The sequence below is a fragment of the Pseudomonas sp. IT-P253 genome, from assembly GCF_949768125.1.
In the GTDB taxonomy this organism is placed as follows: domain Bacteria; phylum Pseudomonadota; class Gammaproteobacteria; order Pseudomonadales; family Pseudomonadaceae; genus Aquipseudomonas.
Genome location: NZ_CATKPT010000004.1, coordinates 1 through 13,902 on the forward strand (window position 1 = coordinate 1; position 13,902 = coordinate 13,902).

At 60.0% G+C, this 13,902-nt stretch carries 13 protein-coding genes; 6 read left to right on the forward strand and 7 right to left on the reverse strand.

The window, feature by feature from the left end:
- Positions 1-1,558, forward strand: a 1,558-nt coding sequence (locus ACM6IR_RS01975; protein ID WP_414906143.1) for a type I secretion C-terminal target domain-containing protein, incomplete at its 5' end; no start/stop codon positions are given.
- Positions 1,559-1,696: 138 nt separating this feature from the next.
- On the opposite strand, the gene lapD is transcribed toward ACM6IR_RS01975, so the two are convergent.
- From lapD to ACM6IR_RS01995, 4 genes are all read right to left on the reverse strand, one after another.
- Positions 1,697-3,637, reverse strand: a complete 1,941-nt coding sequence (lapD, locus tag ACM6IR_RS01980; RefSeq protein WP_414906144.1) for a cyclic di-GMP receptor LapD — start codon at positions 3,635-3,637, stop codon at positions 1,697-1,699.
- A gap of 20 nt (positions 3,638-3,657) precedes the next feature.
- Complete coding sequence (lapG, locus tag ACM6IR_RS01985; protein ID WP_414906145.1) at positions 3,658-4,365, reverse strand: cysteine protease LapG; 708 nt, start codon at positions 4,363-4,365, stop codon at positions 3,658-3,660.
- A 130-nt stretch (positions 4,366-4,495) separates the two neighbouring features.
- Complete coding sequence (locus ACM6IR_RS01990) at positions 4,496-4,900, reverse strand: YbaN family protein (protein ID WP_414906146.1); 405 nt, start codon at positions 4,898-4,900, stop codon at positions 4,496-4,498.
- Between the two features lie 9 nt (positions 4,901-4,909).
- Complete coding sequence (locus tag ACM6IR_RS01995) at positions 4,910-5,497, reverse strand: UPF0149 family protein (protein ID WP_414906147.1); 588 nt, start codon at positions 5,495-5,497, stop codon at positions 4,910-4,912.
- 413 nt (positions 5,498-5,910) lie between these two features.
- Here ACM6IR_RS01995 and recQ point away from each other — a divergent pair, with 413 nt between their 5' ends.
- The 4 genes from recQ (at position 5,911) to ACM6IR_RS02015 (ending at position 10,369) form a co-directional block, all read left to right on the forward strand.
- Positions 5,911-8,037, forward strand: coding sequence for a DNA helicase RecQ (gene recQ, locus ACM6IR_RS02000; protein ID WP_414906148.1), 2,127 nt, complete (start codon positions 5,911-5,913; stop codon positions 8,035-8,037).
- A 119-nt stretch (positions 8,038-8,156) separates the two neighbouring features.
- The gene (locus tag ACM6IR_RS02005; RefSeq protein WP_414906149.1) at positions 8,157-8,591 is read left to right on the forward strand and encodes a MarR family transcriptional regulator; all 435 of its coding nucleotides are present in this window, start codon (positions 8,157-8,159) and stop codon (positions 8,589-8,591) included.
- A gap of 129 nt (positions 8,592-8,720) precedes the next feature.
- Positions 8,721-10,049 carry a hypothetical protein gene (locus ACM6IR_RS02010; RefSeq protein ID WP_414906150.1) on the forward strand — a complete coding sequence of 443 codons (1,329 nt, stop codon included), beginning with the start codon at positions 8,721-8,723 and terminating at the stop codon, positions 10,047-10,049.
- Between the two features lie 32 nt (positions 10,050-10,081).
- Positions 10,082-10,369, forward strand: a complete 288-nt coding sequence (locus ACM6IR_RS02015; protein WP_414906151.1) for a SelT/SelW/SelH family protein — start codon at positions 10,082-10,084, stop codon at positions 10,367-10,369.
- Here ACM6IR_RS02015 and ACM6IR_RS02020 read toward each other — a convergent pair.
- Positions 10,363-11,256, reverse strand: a complete 894-nt coding sequence (locus tag ACM6IR_RS02020; RefSeq protein ID WP_414906152.1) for a DMT family transporter — start codon at positions 11,254-11,256, stop codon at positions 10,363-10,365. The genes ACM6IR_RS02015 and ACM6IR_RS02020 overlap by 7 nt on opposite strands.
- Positions 11,257-11,462: 206 nt before the next feature.
- Positions 11,463-12,227 carry an AraC family transcriptional regulator gene (locus ACM6IR_RS02025; RefSeq protein WP_414906153.1) on the reverse strand — a complete coding sequence of 255 codons (765 nt, stop codon included), beginning with the start codon at positions 12,225-12,227 and terminating at the stop codon, positions 11,463-11,465.
- 129 nt (positions 12,228-12,356) lie between these two features.
- On the opposite strand from ACM6IR_RS02025, the gene ACM6IR_RS02030 reads away from it, so the two are divergent.
- Positions 12,357-13,172 carry a UDP-2,3-diacylglucosamine diphosphatase gene (locus tag ACM6IR_RS02030; RefSeq protein WP_414906154.1) on the forward strand — a complete coding sequence of 272 codons (816 nt, stop codon included), beginning with the start codon at positions 12,357-12,359 and terminating at the stop codon, positions 13,170-13,172.
- 134 nt (positions 13,173-13,306) lie between these two features.
- On the opposite strand, the gene ACM6IR_RS02035 is transcribed toward ACM6IR_RS02030, so the two are convergent.
- Positions 13,307-13,897: an HD domain-containing protein gene (locus ACM6IR_RS02035; RefSeq protein ID WP_414906155.1), complete on the reverse strand. Its 591-nt coding sequence runs from the start codon at positions 13,895-13,897 to the stop codon at positions 13,307-13,309.
- Positions 13,898-13,902: the final 5 nt, after the last annotated feature.

A 13,902-nucleotide genomic window follows, 5' to 3' on the forward strand; every position in this document is an offset into this window, starting at 1 on the left:
CACCGTCACCATCGACGTCAACAACAGCTGCCTGGCCACCGGTAGTAACGTCGTTCCTAACTCGCCGCCGGTGGCGGTCGCTGACCACGTCATCACCAACGTGCTGTCGGGCACTCTCGTGGTGCCGGGTGAGTTGCTGCTGACCAACGACACCGACGTTAATGGCGATCCGCTGACAGCGACGCCGACCACGTTCAATACCGGTTGGGTGGCCAAAGGCGCGGACTTCACCGGCACCGGCGTGCTCCCATTCGCCGGCAGGGGCAACATCGCCGACAACCAGGTACAGGCCGATGTGCGCAACTTGTTTGCTGCCAATACCGCTGCGATGACGGCGGTGCTGGTGGTCAGTGGCTACCTGGGCGCGGTCAATCATGCGACCGCCAACGATGAAGACCTCATCACCGTAAATCTGAAACAAGGTGAAACCCTCAATCTGGACCACGACCTGGGGGCCGGCCAAATCAACATGGAGTACTCGCTCAACGGCGGTGCGTTCGTCACCATCCCGGACGGAGGGACCATCACGGCGCAGGCTGATGGGACCTACCAGATTCACCTCACCAACATCACCGACCCCAGTGGCAACGACGCCAAGGGCGCCGAAGACTACCAACTGACCATGACCGTCAACTACGCCGGGGCTCACGACCTCGCCCCGGACGCCCACGGCACCTACACTGCCAATGACAACCATGGCGGCAGCGACACGGCGAACGTAACCATCAGCTATCAGGACGGCCACACCCTCACCGGCACCTCGGGTGATGACATCCTGGTGGCCGGCACCGGCAACAACATCATCAATGCCGGCGACGGCAACGATGTGCTCACTGCCGGCTCAGGCAACAATGAACTGCACGGCGGTGCCGGCAATGACTTGCTGTTCAGTGGCCCGGGCAACGACCTGCTCGACGGCGGAACCGGCATCGACACCGCCAGCTACGCCCATGCCACGGCGGGCGTCACCGTCGATCTGAGCCTGCTCACCGCGCAAAACACCCTTGGCGCCGGCACCGATACCTTGACCGGGATTGAAAACCTCACCGGCTCCAACTTCAACGACACCCTCACCGGAGATAACAACAACAACATCATCGATGGTGGTTTGGGCAACGACATACTCAAGGGCGGGGGCGGCGATGACCTACTGATAGGCGGTCTTGGCGACAACACCCTCACCGGCGGCAGTGGCGCCGACACCTTCCAGTGGCGCCAAGGCAACAGCGGTCATGACGTGGTCACCGACTTTACCCCGGGCACCGACAAACTCGACCTCTCGCAGCTGCTGCAAGGTGAGAACAACACCGCGGCCTCGCTGGATGACTACCTGCACTTCAAAGTCACCGGCAGCGGCGCGACGCTGGTCACCAGCATCGACGTCAGCAGTATGGCCGGTGCCGCGCCGAATCAGACTATCGACCTTGCAGGTGTGAACCTGGCCAGCCATTACGGCGTCACGCCGGGGGCTGGCGGGGTGATTGCGGGGGGGCATGACACGGCGACGATCATCACCGGGATGCTCAATGACCATTCGCTGAAGGTCGATACGGTGTGATCTGAAACGACAAATCCCGCCATTCCGATAATAGGAATGGCGGGATTTTGTCTGGTGAGAGGTGGGTTGATATGGGTGATGTATGCCTGTTTCGCCGACTTGCTCTCGAAGAACGATAACGCGGTCAATCTGATAAAATCACATCGGCTCAGGTGGCCCGATCAAACTGCCCATCACCCCAAACAATCCCAATGCCTTGATCACCTCCAGCTCCCCTTTGGTCTCGACCATCTCCGCAATCAGCGGCAAATCAATGCTGTTGGTCGCCCTGAAGATCGCGTCGATGAACAGCCGTTTGTCACTGAACTGGTCGATGGCACGGATATAGGTGCCGTCGATTTTCAGGTACGCCAGCCCCAGTTGAGTCAGGTTGCCGATCTGGCTGAAGCTGCCCCCAAAATGTTGCAGGCCGATGTGGTATCCCGTTTGGAGCAGGCTGTGGCTCAGACGCTGGAGCTCTTCAGGGGGGGGCAGTTGGCGTTCGTCTATTTCCAGTGTCAGCAGGGGCCCCAGTTCGGGCAGTGATTGGAGCAACTCCAAGATGTGTTGCAGCTGTGCGTGATCGCGCAGGGTGCTGCCCGACAGGCTTAACGCCAGCGGCCAACGATTGACGACGAGGTAATCGAGGGTGGCTTCGAGCATCGCCCGGTCGAATCGCGCCGACCAACCCAGGCGCTCGATCCATGGCAGGAAATGCCCGGCGGCAATCGCTTCGCCCTGAGGATTGAGCAGGCGCGCGAGGACTTTGTGATGCAGCACCTGACTGGTATCGGCGCACTGCACGACGGGTTGGAAATACAGCTGCATTTTGCCGTGGGTCAGCGCGTCGTCGATCCAGTTGCTCCAGTCGAGTTGGGCCGAGGTTGGCGTGGTGTCGAAATGTTCCAGATGTATCCAAGGCCGCTCAGAGTGTTGCCGGGCCTGGGTCAGTGCCTGATCGAGGCGCAGTAGCACATGACTGGCCGGTTCGCCGGGGTGGTAGGCGACGATGCCCAGATGCGCCACCGGCATGCAATCGCTGGCGCCGGTCAGGCGCAGGTTTTCCAGAGTCGCGCTGATTTCGCACGCCAGGCGCACGGAGTCTGCGCTATCCAGGCCTGGTGTCAGCAGGCTGAATTCGCCGCCGCGATTGCGCGCCGGCAGCCAGGTGCGACGCTCCGGCAGTTGGGTCAGGCGCTTGAGCAGTTCGCCCACGGTCCTGATCAGCGCGTCGGTGCGCTGGCCGCCCATTCGCTGGTTGAGGCCGATCAGATCGTTGATCCGCAGCATCAGCAAATGGCCGTCGCTGCTTTGTTCGCTGATCAGCAGTTGATCGGCCAGTTGCTCATCCAGCAAGCGCCGATTGGCCAGCCCGGTGAGACTGTCCTGATAGGACTCGGCGCGTAGTTTTTCACTGCGTGCCGCCTCTTCGGCGTACAGCGCTTTGAGCTTCTCGACCATTTGGTTCATCGCCAGCACCACCCTCCTTAATTCGGGTGTGCGTGGCAGTTTTGGCACGCTCAAAAACTCGCGTTTGCTGATGGCTTCAGCCTGTTTGACCATCCTGTCGAGCGGGCGCAATTGCCGGCGCAACAGCCAGCCACCGAACGCTGCGCTGAGCAATCCGCACAGCAATAACCAGATCAGACTGCCAAGGGTGCTGTCCCAAAGTTTAGCCAGTGCGAACTGCGGATTGCTCAACACTTCGACCCGCGCGACTTGTTCCCAGCCACGCGTGATTAACGCATCGCCACCTACCGGGTGCAGGTTGACGAGACTCTCGAACCAGCCAGGGACAGCTTCCAGTCGCGTCGGCGCGGTGCGCTCCACCAGCACCTGGTCATCCACGATGTTGACGACACGGATACTGTTGAAATAACCGCTGTCGAAAATCGAGCTGACCATCAACTCGATCATCGCCGGGTCGTCGATTTGTGCGGTCAACGACAAACCCAGGGCAGTGGCGGCGTCCTGGGCGTGGGAGCGGAGTTGGCCGACCGTCTGGTCGCGGGTACTTTCCAGGCTGATAAAAAAACTGCCGCTGAACGCCACCAGCAAGAACAGGCAAATAGCGAGAAACAATTGTTTGCGCAGTGACATACATGCTCCTTGCCGTGATGCTAGCCATCGCCTACGGAGAATCCTTCGGCCTGCATCTTTTTCAGTACGTCTTGCCAGCGCGACAGTTTTTTCAAGTCGCTGCTGCGTTTTTCGCCATGGGCGCCTGGCATGTACAGGCCTTCAGCGTTGAAGGCGTACACCGGTAACAGGTCTTTGCGTTGGGAGGCAGGGCGGATTTCGCCGAACAAGTTGTCCAGCACCAGCGGATCGGCCGTTGGGCTGTTGTAGAAGGTCAGCACCATGTGCGCCTGGTTCTGGGGCAGGGCTTTGACGTAGGTGATGCGCAGTTTCTCGCTGGGAATCCCGAGGTGGCGCAAGCTGAAATATTTCGCCAGGGCGAAGTTCTCGCAATCGGCAGCCCCCTTGATCAGGGATTCGACGGGCGTGGCCCAGTATTCGGTCTGATACCAGATGTGGGTGTCATCCTCAAACCTCAACTGCTGGTTGAAGAAGCGATTGACCGCGATCAGTTGCTCGCGCTCAGGCGCGTTGACTTCGCCTTGCAGCATTTGATTCCAGGCCTCGATTCGTCCCCGTCCCGGACCGAGAGAGCCGTAGCGTTGTTCGGCCGTTTGCAGAATCTGCGTAAAGGACCAGCTAGCCCAGGCACTGCTTACCCCGGACAACAGCAAATTTGTCAGCAGCAGCCATCCGCCGAGCCGAAGTCGGGAGCTTGACCATCCTGGACTACGCAGGCGGCGGGGCATGTTGGGTTGCTCGGGTGCAGAGTTTGAAGTCTAGGCGGTGTTTTCAGGAAGGGAGGGTTGGTCGTCGGTTTGGTACGCGGACTGATCCGTTCAGCCACCTCGACTCTGTAGCAGCAGGCTTCGCCAGCTGCTACAGGGATCGGGGTGTTTTCAGGGTCTTTTGTCGAAGGATGTAGATTGTTACCAACACGGCGCTGGTCAACATGAATCCGCGTGCCCAGGGCAGGGGTACGAGGTAGCAGGAGAACAGGATGCTCGCCCACATCAGCCCGATGGCGTAGACCTTGCCCCTGAGCGGGATGCCGTTGCCGTCGAGGTAGTTGCCAATCCACGGGCCCAGCCGTGGATGCTCCACCAGCCACTGATAAAACCGCGGCGAACTGCGGGCGAAGCAGGCAGCCGCCAGCAGCAGGAAGGGCGTGGTGGGCAACACCGGCAGGAAAATCCCGATCACCCCCAGCGCTACGCTCAGCCAGCCGATGGCCTGCAGCACGTAACGCAACATCAGGGAGCGGTTGCCTATGGGGTTATCCATAGGCAAATCTTAGTGGTGACGTGGCTTGAGGATCGCCGGTTTTTCGTCTGGCGCGTTGCACAGCAAGTACAGTGCGGTCAGGGCTTCCGGGATTTGTACGATCATGTCGTCCATCAGATTGGCATCGGCCGCGATGTCGGAGAATTCTGGCTGCTCGTCGAACAGGCCCGAACCGACCATGATCGGCAGCAGCATTTCGCTGACTTCGTCTTCGGCGGTTTCGAACCAGGCTGCTTCGCGCAGGAACACGCCTTCCATGAAACCGATGCACCAGCCGCGCAGGTCGGAGTCATCCGGCTCTTCGCCCAGGTCCAGGTCGCATGGCAGCTCGAACTCTTCATCGGAGGCCAGTTGGCGAGCGATGTGAGCCTTCAGGGCCAATAGGGTGGATTCAATCGCTTCACGTTCGGTGTCGTCGGCGTAATGCGGCTCTTCAGCGAAGAGGGCATCGATCCATTCACGGTCGGGAACGATTTCGGAACAGATCGATAGCGCAGTGAGGTAGCCGTGGGCGGCCACGTAGTCCAGCGCCTCGTCATGCAGTTCGTCGGCGTCGAGGAAGACTTGCAGGCGGGTTAGTTGCTCAGCGAAGGACATTAAAGGGCTACCTTGGGAATTAAACAGATGCGCGAATTCTAGGCCTTCTTGAGCGCTCAGGCCAGCCGCGCGGGATATTTGCACCCTTGTGGCCTCGCGGAACACCGCAATCCCTGTAGGAGCGAGCTTGCTCGCGATGACTGAGTGTCAGCCACCATGAATGTTGAATGTGCCGCCGCCATCGCGAGCAAGCTCGCTCCCACAGGTTCTCTATTGTATTGGCGTACGTGTGTCTTCTCAGTGGCGCCCTTTGCCGGACAGCGCTCGGGTATACTCCCGCGTTTTGTGATGCCCTGCTGGCGTCGCGGCTGAAATGTGAAGCGTCATGCAATGTGCACTTACGATTTGTCAGTGCAACCTGCGTGGTTCTGAACCAGTCTTGCAGGGATGTTTCGGTGATTTTTGGAGTTTTTATGCTCGAACAGGCTCAACGCGTCCTCAAGGACATCTTCGGCTACGACAGTTTCCGTGGCCGTCAGGGTGCGATCATTGAGCGCGTGGCCAGTGGCGGCGACGCCCTGGTATTGATGCCTACCGGTGGCGGCAAGTCATTGTGCTTCCAGGTGCCGGCGCTGTTGCGTGAAGGCCTGGCGGTGGTGGTGTCGCCGCTGATCGCCTTGATGGACGACCAGGTCGCCACCCTCGAAGAGCTGGGCGTCGCTGCGGCTGCGTTGAACTCCACGCTGAGCGCCGAGCAGCAACGCGACCTCGCTGCGCGGATCAAGCGTGGCGAAGTGAAAATGCTCTATCTGGCGCCTGAGCGTCTGGTGCAGCCGCGGATGCTGGCCTTCCTGCAAAGCCTTGAAATTTCCCTGTTCGCCATCGACGAAGCGCATTGCGTATCCCAATGGGGCCACGACTTCCGCCGCGAATACCTGCAACTGGGTCAGTTGGCGGAATTGTTCCCCAACGTGCCGCGTATCGCCCTGACCGCCACCGCCGACAAGCGCACCCGCGAAGAAATCGTCGATCGCCTGCATTTGCAGGACGCCGAACGCTTCCTCTCGAGTTTCGACCGGCCGAACATTTTTTATCGCATCGTGCCCAAAGAGCAGCCGCGCAAGCAGTTGCTGGCGTTCCTCGCGGAGCGGCGCAGCGATGCCGGTATCGTCTATTGCCTGTCGCGCAAGAAAGTCGACGAAGTCGCGGTGTTCCTCAGTGAGCAAGGTTTCCCGGCGCTGCCGTACCACGCGGGCCTGCCCAACGACACCCGCGCGCATCACCAGAAGCGCTTCCTCAACGAGGAAGGGCTGATCATGGTCGCTACCGTGGCGTTCGGTATGGGCATCGACAAACCTAACGTGCGTTTTGTCGCGCACCTGGATTTGCCGAAATCCCTTGAGGCCTATTACCAGGAAACCGGTCGCGGCGGCCGTGACGGTCTGCCGGCGGATGCCTGGATGGCCTACGGCCTGCAAGACGTGGTGATGCTCAAGCAAATGCTGCAAAACTCCGAAGGCGACGAGCGCCACAAACGTCTGGAACAGCACAAGCTCGACGCCATGCTCTCGCTCTGCGAAGAGACCCGCTGCCGTCGTCAGACGCTGCTGGCCTACTTCGACGAAGACATGCCCGAGCCGTGCGGCCACTGCGACAACTGTGTCGATGGCGTACAGACCTGGGACGCCACCGAGCCGGCCCGTCAGGCGCTCTCGGCGATCTACCGCACCGGCCAGCGCTATGGCGTGGGGCATTTGGTGGACGTGCTGCTGGGCAAGGACAACGAAAAAGTCCGCAACTTTGGTCATCAGCATCTGTCGGTCTTCGGCGTCGGCAAGGCGATGGGGGAGAGCGAATGGCGGTCTCTGTTCCGACAGCTGGTGGCTCGTGGTCTGGCGGATATCGACCTTGAAGGCTACGGAGGCCTGCGTCTGAGCGATACGTGCCGGCCGCTGCTCAAGGGCGAAGTGACCCTGGAACTGCGCCGCGACCTCAAGCCGCAAACCACTGCGAAAAGCAGCAAGAGCCAGGCGAGTCAGTTGGTCCGCGGCGAAGAGCGCGAACAGTGGGAAGCCTTGCGCGCGCTGCGTCGCAAACTCGCCGAAGAGCACGGCGTGCCGCCTTATGTCATCTTCCCCGATTCGACATTGCTGGAAATGCTCCGCAGTCAGCCGACCTCGCTGGCGGAAATGGCCACGGTCAGCGGCGTCGGCGCGCGCAAGCTGGAGCGTTACGGCGAGGCTTTCCTCGAAGTGCTTGGCGGCCAGGTCGAGGCGCCAAAAGTGGTGGCCGATGTGCGCCACGAACTGATTACCCTGGCGCGGGCTGGCATGACACCGCTGCAAATCGCCGGTCAGCTGCAATGTTCGGAAAAGAACGTTTACACGATGCTGGCCGAGGCGATTGGCAAGCAGCAATTGTCGTTGGAACAGGCACTGGACCTGCCTGAAGACTTGATGGGGGAAATCCAGGACGCATTCCTCGACGGTGAGGGCGAGTTGCCGCCGGTTGCGGAGATTGCCTCACTGTTCGCCGGTCGAGTGCCGGAGGGTGTTTTGTACTGTGTCCGGGCGGCGCTACAGTCCGAATTCGAGATATGAGTCAACTGATTCGTTGATGTAACGATTCATCACAGGGCAAACCTTGCCTCCAGCCGACGGCCATGCTTAGCTGACTAATAATTAGTTTTTCTCTATTTCAGTCTGACCATGAGTTTTTTATGCCGTTAACCGATCAACACCGCTTTGGCATGCAACTGGCCCAGATGTCGCGCGGCTGGCGTGCCGAACTGGACCGCCGGCTGGCCGGCCTCGGGCTGTCCCAGGCACGCTGGCTGGTACTGCTGCACCTGGCGCGATTCGACGAAGCTCCGACCCAGCGTGAACTGGCGCAAAGCGTTGGCGTTGAAGGGCCGACCCTGGCCCGCCTGCTCGACAGCCTAGAAGCCCAAGGCCTGGTGCAACGCCAATCGGTGCTGGAAGACCGCCGCGCGAAAAAAATCGTTCTCTGTACCCCGGCACGTCCTCTGATCGAACAAATTGAAACCATTGCCACCCAGCTGCGCCATGAGCTGTTCGAAGGCGTTGATGAGGCGGATTTGAAGACCTGCATGCGGGTTCACGGGCACATCCTGGCCAACCTGGAAAAGCCTTGAGGCATAACCGCACGCCAGGTCTTTAGAGAGACCCCGTTGGGCAGACTATAAAGAACTACCAGGCAATATCGTGTTCGTAACGGATGTGCGAACACGCACAGGTTGGTTCTGGTTATCTAAGGGATGCTCATGCTCGAGAGTTGGCACGTTGTATTGCGGTGTTGCGCCAGGCTGCTGCTGGTCGGTGGTGCTGTCACTTACTCGGCATTGACGCCCGCGTTGGGCCTGGGTGATATCACCCTGCATTCCGCGCTGAATCAGCCGTTACGTGCCGATATCGCCCTGGTCGATACGGCGGGGCTGGAGGAGGGCGAACTGTCGGTCAAACTGGCAACGGCGGAGGAGTTCAGCCGCGCCGGTGTCGACCGGGTGTTCTTCCTCAACGATCTGAAGTTCACACCGATTCTGCGGGGTAACCGCAGCCTGATCCGGGTGAGCTCCAACAAACCGGTCAATGAACCGTTCCTGAATTTCCTCGTGCAGCTCAATCAGCCTAATGGGCGTTTGCTGCGTGAGTACACAGTGCTTATCGATCTGCCGGGCGCGCCGGGGATTGATCCGGTCGCTGACGAGCCGATTACCCGTTCCCAGTCTTCTGCATTCCCGACGGTCGAACCGGCCGTTGCGCCGGTACCTGCGCCGAAGAGCAAGACGCCGGCAACCCCACGGGTTGATGAACCTGCCCCCGTGCCGGGGGTTGATCCCCTTGCCGAGCAACTGGCCGCCAGCGTGCTGCAGAACCGGCAGCTACAAACAACCATTGATGAGCTGAAGGCGACGGTTCAGGGTCAGGGCGAGCAGATCGCCGGCCAGAAAAAACAGGTCACCGACCTGCACACTCAATTGGCAGAAATTAAACAGGCACCAGCGGTGACGCCGGTAGCCATTGCGCCAGTGCCCGCTCCCGTTGTCGAAGAGGCCGAAGCGAGCCACTGGTCGCTGATTTTCGGGTTGTTGGCGCTGGTCTGTTTGTTATTGCTGGGGCTGTTTATCCGTCGCCACCGACAGCAGGTTCAGACGCTGCCCGAACCTGCACCCGAACTGCCAGCGCGGCATCAGCCGGAACTGCCGGCATTGAACAGTGTGGTGTCTTTGGCTGCCACAGCGACCTTCGTGCCCCCTGATGCTGCGACAAACGAACCGGCGCCCATCGATGAATTCCAGTTGAACCTGGATGACCTGTCGATGGATTCGAGTTGGGACCCGATCAGCCCCTTCGAAAACACCTCGTCCGCCGTCCTGGACGATCATTTTCTCAACGATTTCACCTATCCCGGCGAGTCGCTGGCGCTTGAACCATTGAGCCTGGCGCCGGCGGAGCCCTGCAGCGCCGGCAAACGGGAGCAAGTGCAGAACTGCATCGATGACGGCAACCTGGACAGCGCCATCGAGTTACTCAAGGATGGTAACGAACCGCTCAAGCAGACCGCCCGGAATCTGTTGGCCGGGCTATCATAGCGACGCCCTCGGACTCAGGAGCTTCGCCGATCATGACTGCACGCAAACCGGAAATCGTCATCACTTATTGCACGCAATGCCAGTGGCTATTGCGTGCGGCCTGGCTGGCCCAGGAACTGCTCAGCACCTTCGGTGACGACTTGGGCAAGGTCTCCCTGGTGCCCGGCACTGGTGGGGTCTTTCACATTTTCTGTGACGATGTGCAGATCTGGGAGCGCAAAACCGACGGTGGTTTTCCAGAAGCCAAGGCGCTCAAGCAGCGGGTCCGTGATCAGATCGATCCGGACCGCAACCTTGGACATAACGACCGCACTCAATGAGACGCGGCTTCTGCGGCGACGATCTTCTTGCTAGAACCACCCGACAAGTTGCTGGACACTACGATTGCCACGATGATCAACGCGCCGCCCATCAGCATGCGTAGTGTCGGATTTTCATTGAACAGCAGCCAGGCCACGGTAATGCCATACACCGGCTCCAGGGCGAACACCACGGCGGCTGTCCGCGCCTTGATTACTGCCAGGCTGGCGACGAACAGGCTGTGAGCGACGGCGGTGCAGAACACCCCGAGCAGACCAATCCACAGCCAGTCGAGGGCGCGCACTTCGTTCAGCTGTGGTGCCGCCGCCGGCAGCAGGCACAGCGCGACGACTACGTTCTGACACAGCGCGGCCTGTACCGGCGCAACTCGCCCGGAGCTGGCACGGTTGGTCAGCGATAGCAGGGCGAACAGCAAACCTGATCCCACCGCCCATAGCAGACCGGTGGTGGCGCTGCTGGCCATGTCGAAGTCAGGCGTCACCAGCACCAGCCCGACAGTCACCAGTACCACCAGCAGGATTTCGTTGGCGCGAATGCGTTCGCGGAAGATCAGCCCTTCGAGGATCACGGTAAATGCCGGAAAACTGGCAAAACCCAAGGTGGCGATCGCCACGCCGGCGACTTTTACGGCAATGAAAAAGCTCACCCAATGCCCGGCCAGCAGCAAGCCACTGAGCAACAGCCGGCGCCAGTCCACGGCTTCGAGTTTCTGCCAGCGTGTATGGCCGGCGAACCGCGCGAAAACTGCCAGCGCCAGCACCGCGAACGCGGCACGACCGAAGACGATGACGGCGGGGGAGGCGGCAGCGAGTTTGCCGAACACACCGGTCAGGCCGAACATCAGTGCGCCAATATGCAGGGCGCCAAGGGCGGTACGGGGAGTCATTGCAATCCTTGATAAACGTATAAAACCCGGGCCGACAGACACCGTCACCCCTGTAGCAGCTGGCGAAGCCTGCGTTCGGCTGCGAAGCAGTCGTAAGGTGTATCTGAAAGACCGCGGTGCCTGTGATTACGACTGCTTCGTCCGAACGCAGGCTTCGCCAGCTGCTACATTTAATCGCGCAACGCTCAGCTACGTCTGTCGTCAGGCTATCGTCTTTTGTCGCGAGCCTCGCGGCGCAATTTGCCGGGCGACGCACCAAACTCCCGCAACACCGCCGCAGCGAAGGCACTTTGAGAGCTGTAACCGACCCGATTGGCAATCTCGCCGATGGGCAGCGCCGAATCCCGCAACAGCCCGACGGCCCGGTGCAATCGTCGACTGCGAATGTAATCCATCGGTGTCTGTCCACACTCAGCCACGAACCTGGCATGCAATCGAGCGCTGGACAGGCCGGCCACGCGAGCCAGATCCGCCACTTGCAGCGGATAGGCCGCGTACTGATCGATGTGCGCATTCAGTGCGGCATAGGGCAGGCGCCGACCGCCCACGACTTCAGGTTTAGAATTATTGAGACTGGCCAACAACAGCACCGCACCTTGCTGCGCGATCAACGGGTCACTGACCTGGCTTCCCGCCAGCCAACTCACCAACTGGTTCTGCCCGGCATCCAGCGGCAGGCGCCCAGCGTTGTCGAGCAATCGACGGCTGGCGTCGGCGTGATCCCCTAACGACTGAGAAACCCATTGATCGCTCGGCACATCCAGGACCAGGCAACGGCTGCCATTGCTGCTGCCACAGGCGTGATGGAACCCGGAGGGCACGACCACGAAACTCTGCTGAATCACCTGGCTGCCACGGCCGTCGACCTCGAAATCCAACGCGCCCGAGAGCCCGAACACCAGTTGGGCGTGGTCATGGCTGTGGACGATCAGGTCTTGGGTGTACTGGCGTAGCGTGAGGATCGGTCTCATCGCAGGTCTCCCGGTCAATATGCGGCCAGTCTACACCGGTCGGGAACTGTCACAGGATTGACTCTCCACTGTCATGGACAATTAACCCGATCGGCGCACGCTTGACAAAACTTGTTAAGAGGGTTGCCCATGACCAGCGCCGAGTTCGCCAAACCCAGCCGTAAGCAACGAGTGCGCACCTTGTGGATTTCCGACGTGCATCTGGGGACCCGTGATTGTCAGGCCGACCACCTGTCGCGGTTTCTCAAGGGCTACCACGCAGACAAGATCTACCTTGTCGGTGACATCATCGACGGCTGGAAACTGCGCGGCGGCATGTACTGGCCTCAAGCGCACACCAATGTGATTCGCCGTTTGTTGACCATGAGCAAACGCGGCACCGAAGTGGTCTATGTCACCGGCAATCACGACGAGTTTCTACGCCGCTATTCGACGCTGATACTGGGCAACATCCAATTGGTGGATGAAGCCGTGCACGTGACGGCCGATGGTCGACACTTGCTGGTGATCCATGGCGACCAGTTCGATGTGATCACCCGCTATCACCGCTGGCTGGCCTTTCTTGGCGACTCGGCCTACGAATTCACCTTGACCCTCAATCGTTGGCTCAACCATTGGCGCGCCCGTTATGGCTACGGTTACTGGTCACTGTCGGCCTATCTCAAGCACAAGGTGAAGACGGCGGTCAGCTTCATCAGCGACTTCGAAGAAGCCATCGCCCATGAATGCGTCAAACGCGAATTGCATGGGGTGGTGTGCGGGCACATTCACCATGCCGAGATTCGCAAGGTTGGCGGGGTGGACTATCTCAATTGCGGGGATTGGGTGGAGTCGTGCACAGCGTTGATCGAGCATTGGGATGGCTCGATCGAGTTGTATCGTTTGGCGGACGCCCAAGCCCGTGAGGCTGAGTTGAAGGCGGTGAAGGTTGCAGAACCGACCTAAAAGTCAGGTTGCCTGGTCTGGCCCCATCGCGAGCAAGCTCGCTCCCACAGTGAACCGTGTCTAACGAGAGAATTCGGTCAACTGTGGGAGCGAGCTTGCTCGCGATGGACCGCGCAGCGGTCCCGCTGGATTGATCAGGCTGGCGAATACTCTTCCATCGCGGCTATGTAAATCGAATGCCTGGGCCGCGCAAACAACCGCTCCATCATCGGTTCAAAGAAGCTCAACGGCAGCGCCTCGTAAGCCGGATCAAACGCCGCCGCATCGTATTTGGCGCAGAATTCGATGGTCGCCTGATACTGCGGATGCCCACTGAATTGCTCGCGCAAATGCCGGTCCATGCCTAAATGATGGAAGAAGTAATACCCTTGGAAAATCCCGTGTTTCTCCACCATCCACAGGTTCTCGGCACTGACGAACGGTTTGAGAATGGCCGCTGCGATGTCCGGGTGGTTATAGGAACCCAGGGTGTCACCGATGTCATGAAGCAGCGCGCAAACCACATATTCCTCGTCGCGGCCATCGCGCCAGGCACGGCTGGCGGTTTGCAGGGAATGGGTCAGCCGATCCACCGGGAAGCCGCCAAAATCACCCTCAAGCAATTTCAGGTGCGCCACAATCCGGGTCGGCAATTGTCGGGCGTATGCACCGAAATCTGCAGCAATGATCGCCCAGTCTTCCTGCGTGCCGTCCTGCATGTGGGTAAAACGGGCATTGGCATTCATCGGCT

Excerpts from the sequence above, each read along its gene's own strand:
- lapD (WP_414906144.1), bottom strand. The coding sequence starts at position 3,637 with ATGTCACTGCGCAAACAATTGTTTCTCGCTATTTGCCTGTTCTTGCTG.
- lapG (WP_414906145.1), bottom strand. The coding sequence starts at position 4,365 with ATGCCCCGCCGCCTGCGTAGTCCAGGATGGTCAAGCTCCCGACTTCGG.
- ACM6IR_RS01990 (WP_414906146.1), bottom strand. The coding sequence starts at position 4,900 with ATGGATAACCCCATAGGCAACCGCTCCCTGATGTTGCGTTACGTGCTG.
- ACM6IR_RS01995 (WP_414906147.1), bottom strand. The coding sequence starts at position 5,497 with ATGTCCTTCGCTGAGCAACTAACCCGCCTGCAAGTCTTCCTCGACGCC.
- recQ (WP_414906148.1), top strand. The coding sequence starts at position 5,911 with ATGCTCGAACAGGCTCAACGCGTCCTCAAGGACATCTTCGGCTACGAC.
- ACM6IR_RS02005 (WP_414906149.1), top strand. The coding sequence starts at position 8,157 with ATGCCGTTAACCGATCAACACCGCTTTGGCATGCAACTGGCCCAGATG.
- ACM6IR_RS02010 (WP_414906150.1), top strand. The coding sequence starts at position 8,721 with ATGCTCGAGAGTTGGCACGTTGTATTGCGGTGTTGCGCCAGGCTGCTG.
- ACM6IR_RS02015 (WP_414906151.1), top strand. The coding sequence starts at position 10,082 with ATGACTGCACGCAAACCGGAAATCGTCATCACTTATTGCACGCAATGC.
- ACM6IR_RS02020 (WP_414906152.1), bottom strand. The coding sequence starts at position 11,256 with ATGACTCCCCGTACCGCCCTTGGCGCCCTGCATATTGGCGCACTGATG.
- ACM6IR_RS02025 (WP_414906153.1), bottom strand. The coding sequence starts at position 12,227 with ATGAGACCGATCCTCACGCTACGCCAGTACACCCAAGACCTGATCGTC.
- ACM6IR_RS02030 (WP_414906154.1), top strand. The coding sequence starts at position 12,357 with ATGACCAGCGCCGAGTTCGCCAAACCCAGCCGTAAGCAACGAGTGCGC.
- ACM6IR_RS02035 (WP_414906155.1), bottom strand. The coding sequence starts at position 13,897 with ATGAATGCCAATGCCCGTTTTACCCACATGCAGGACGGCACGCAGGAA.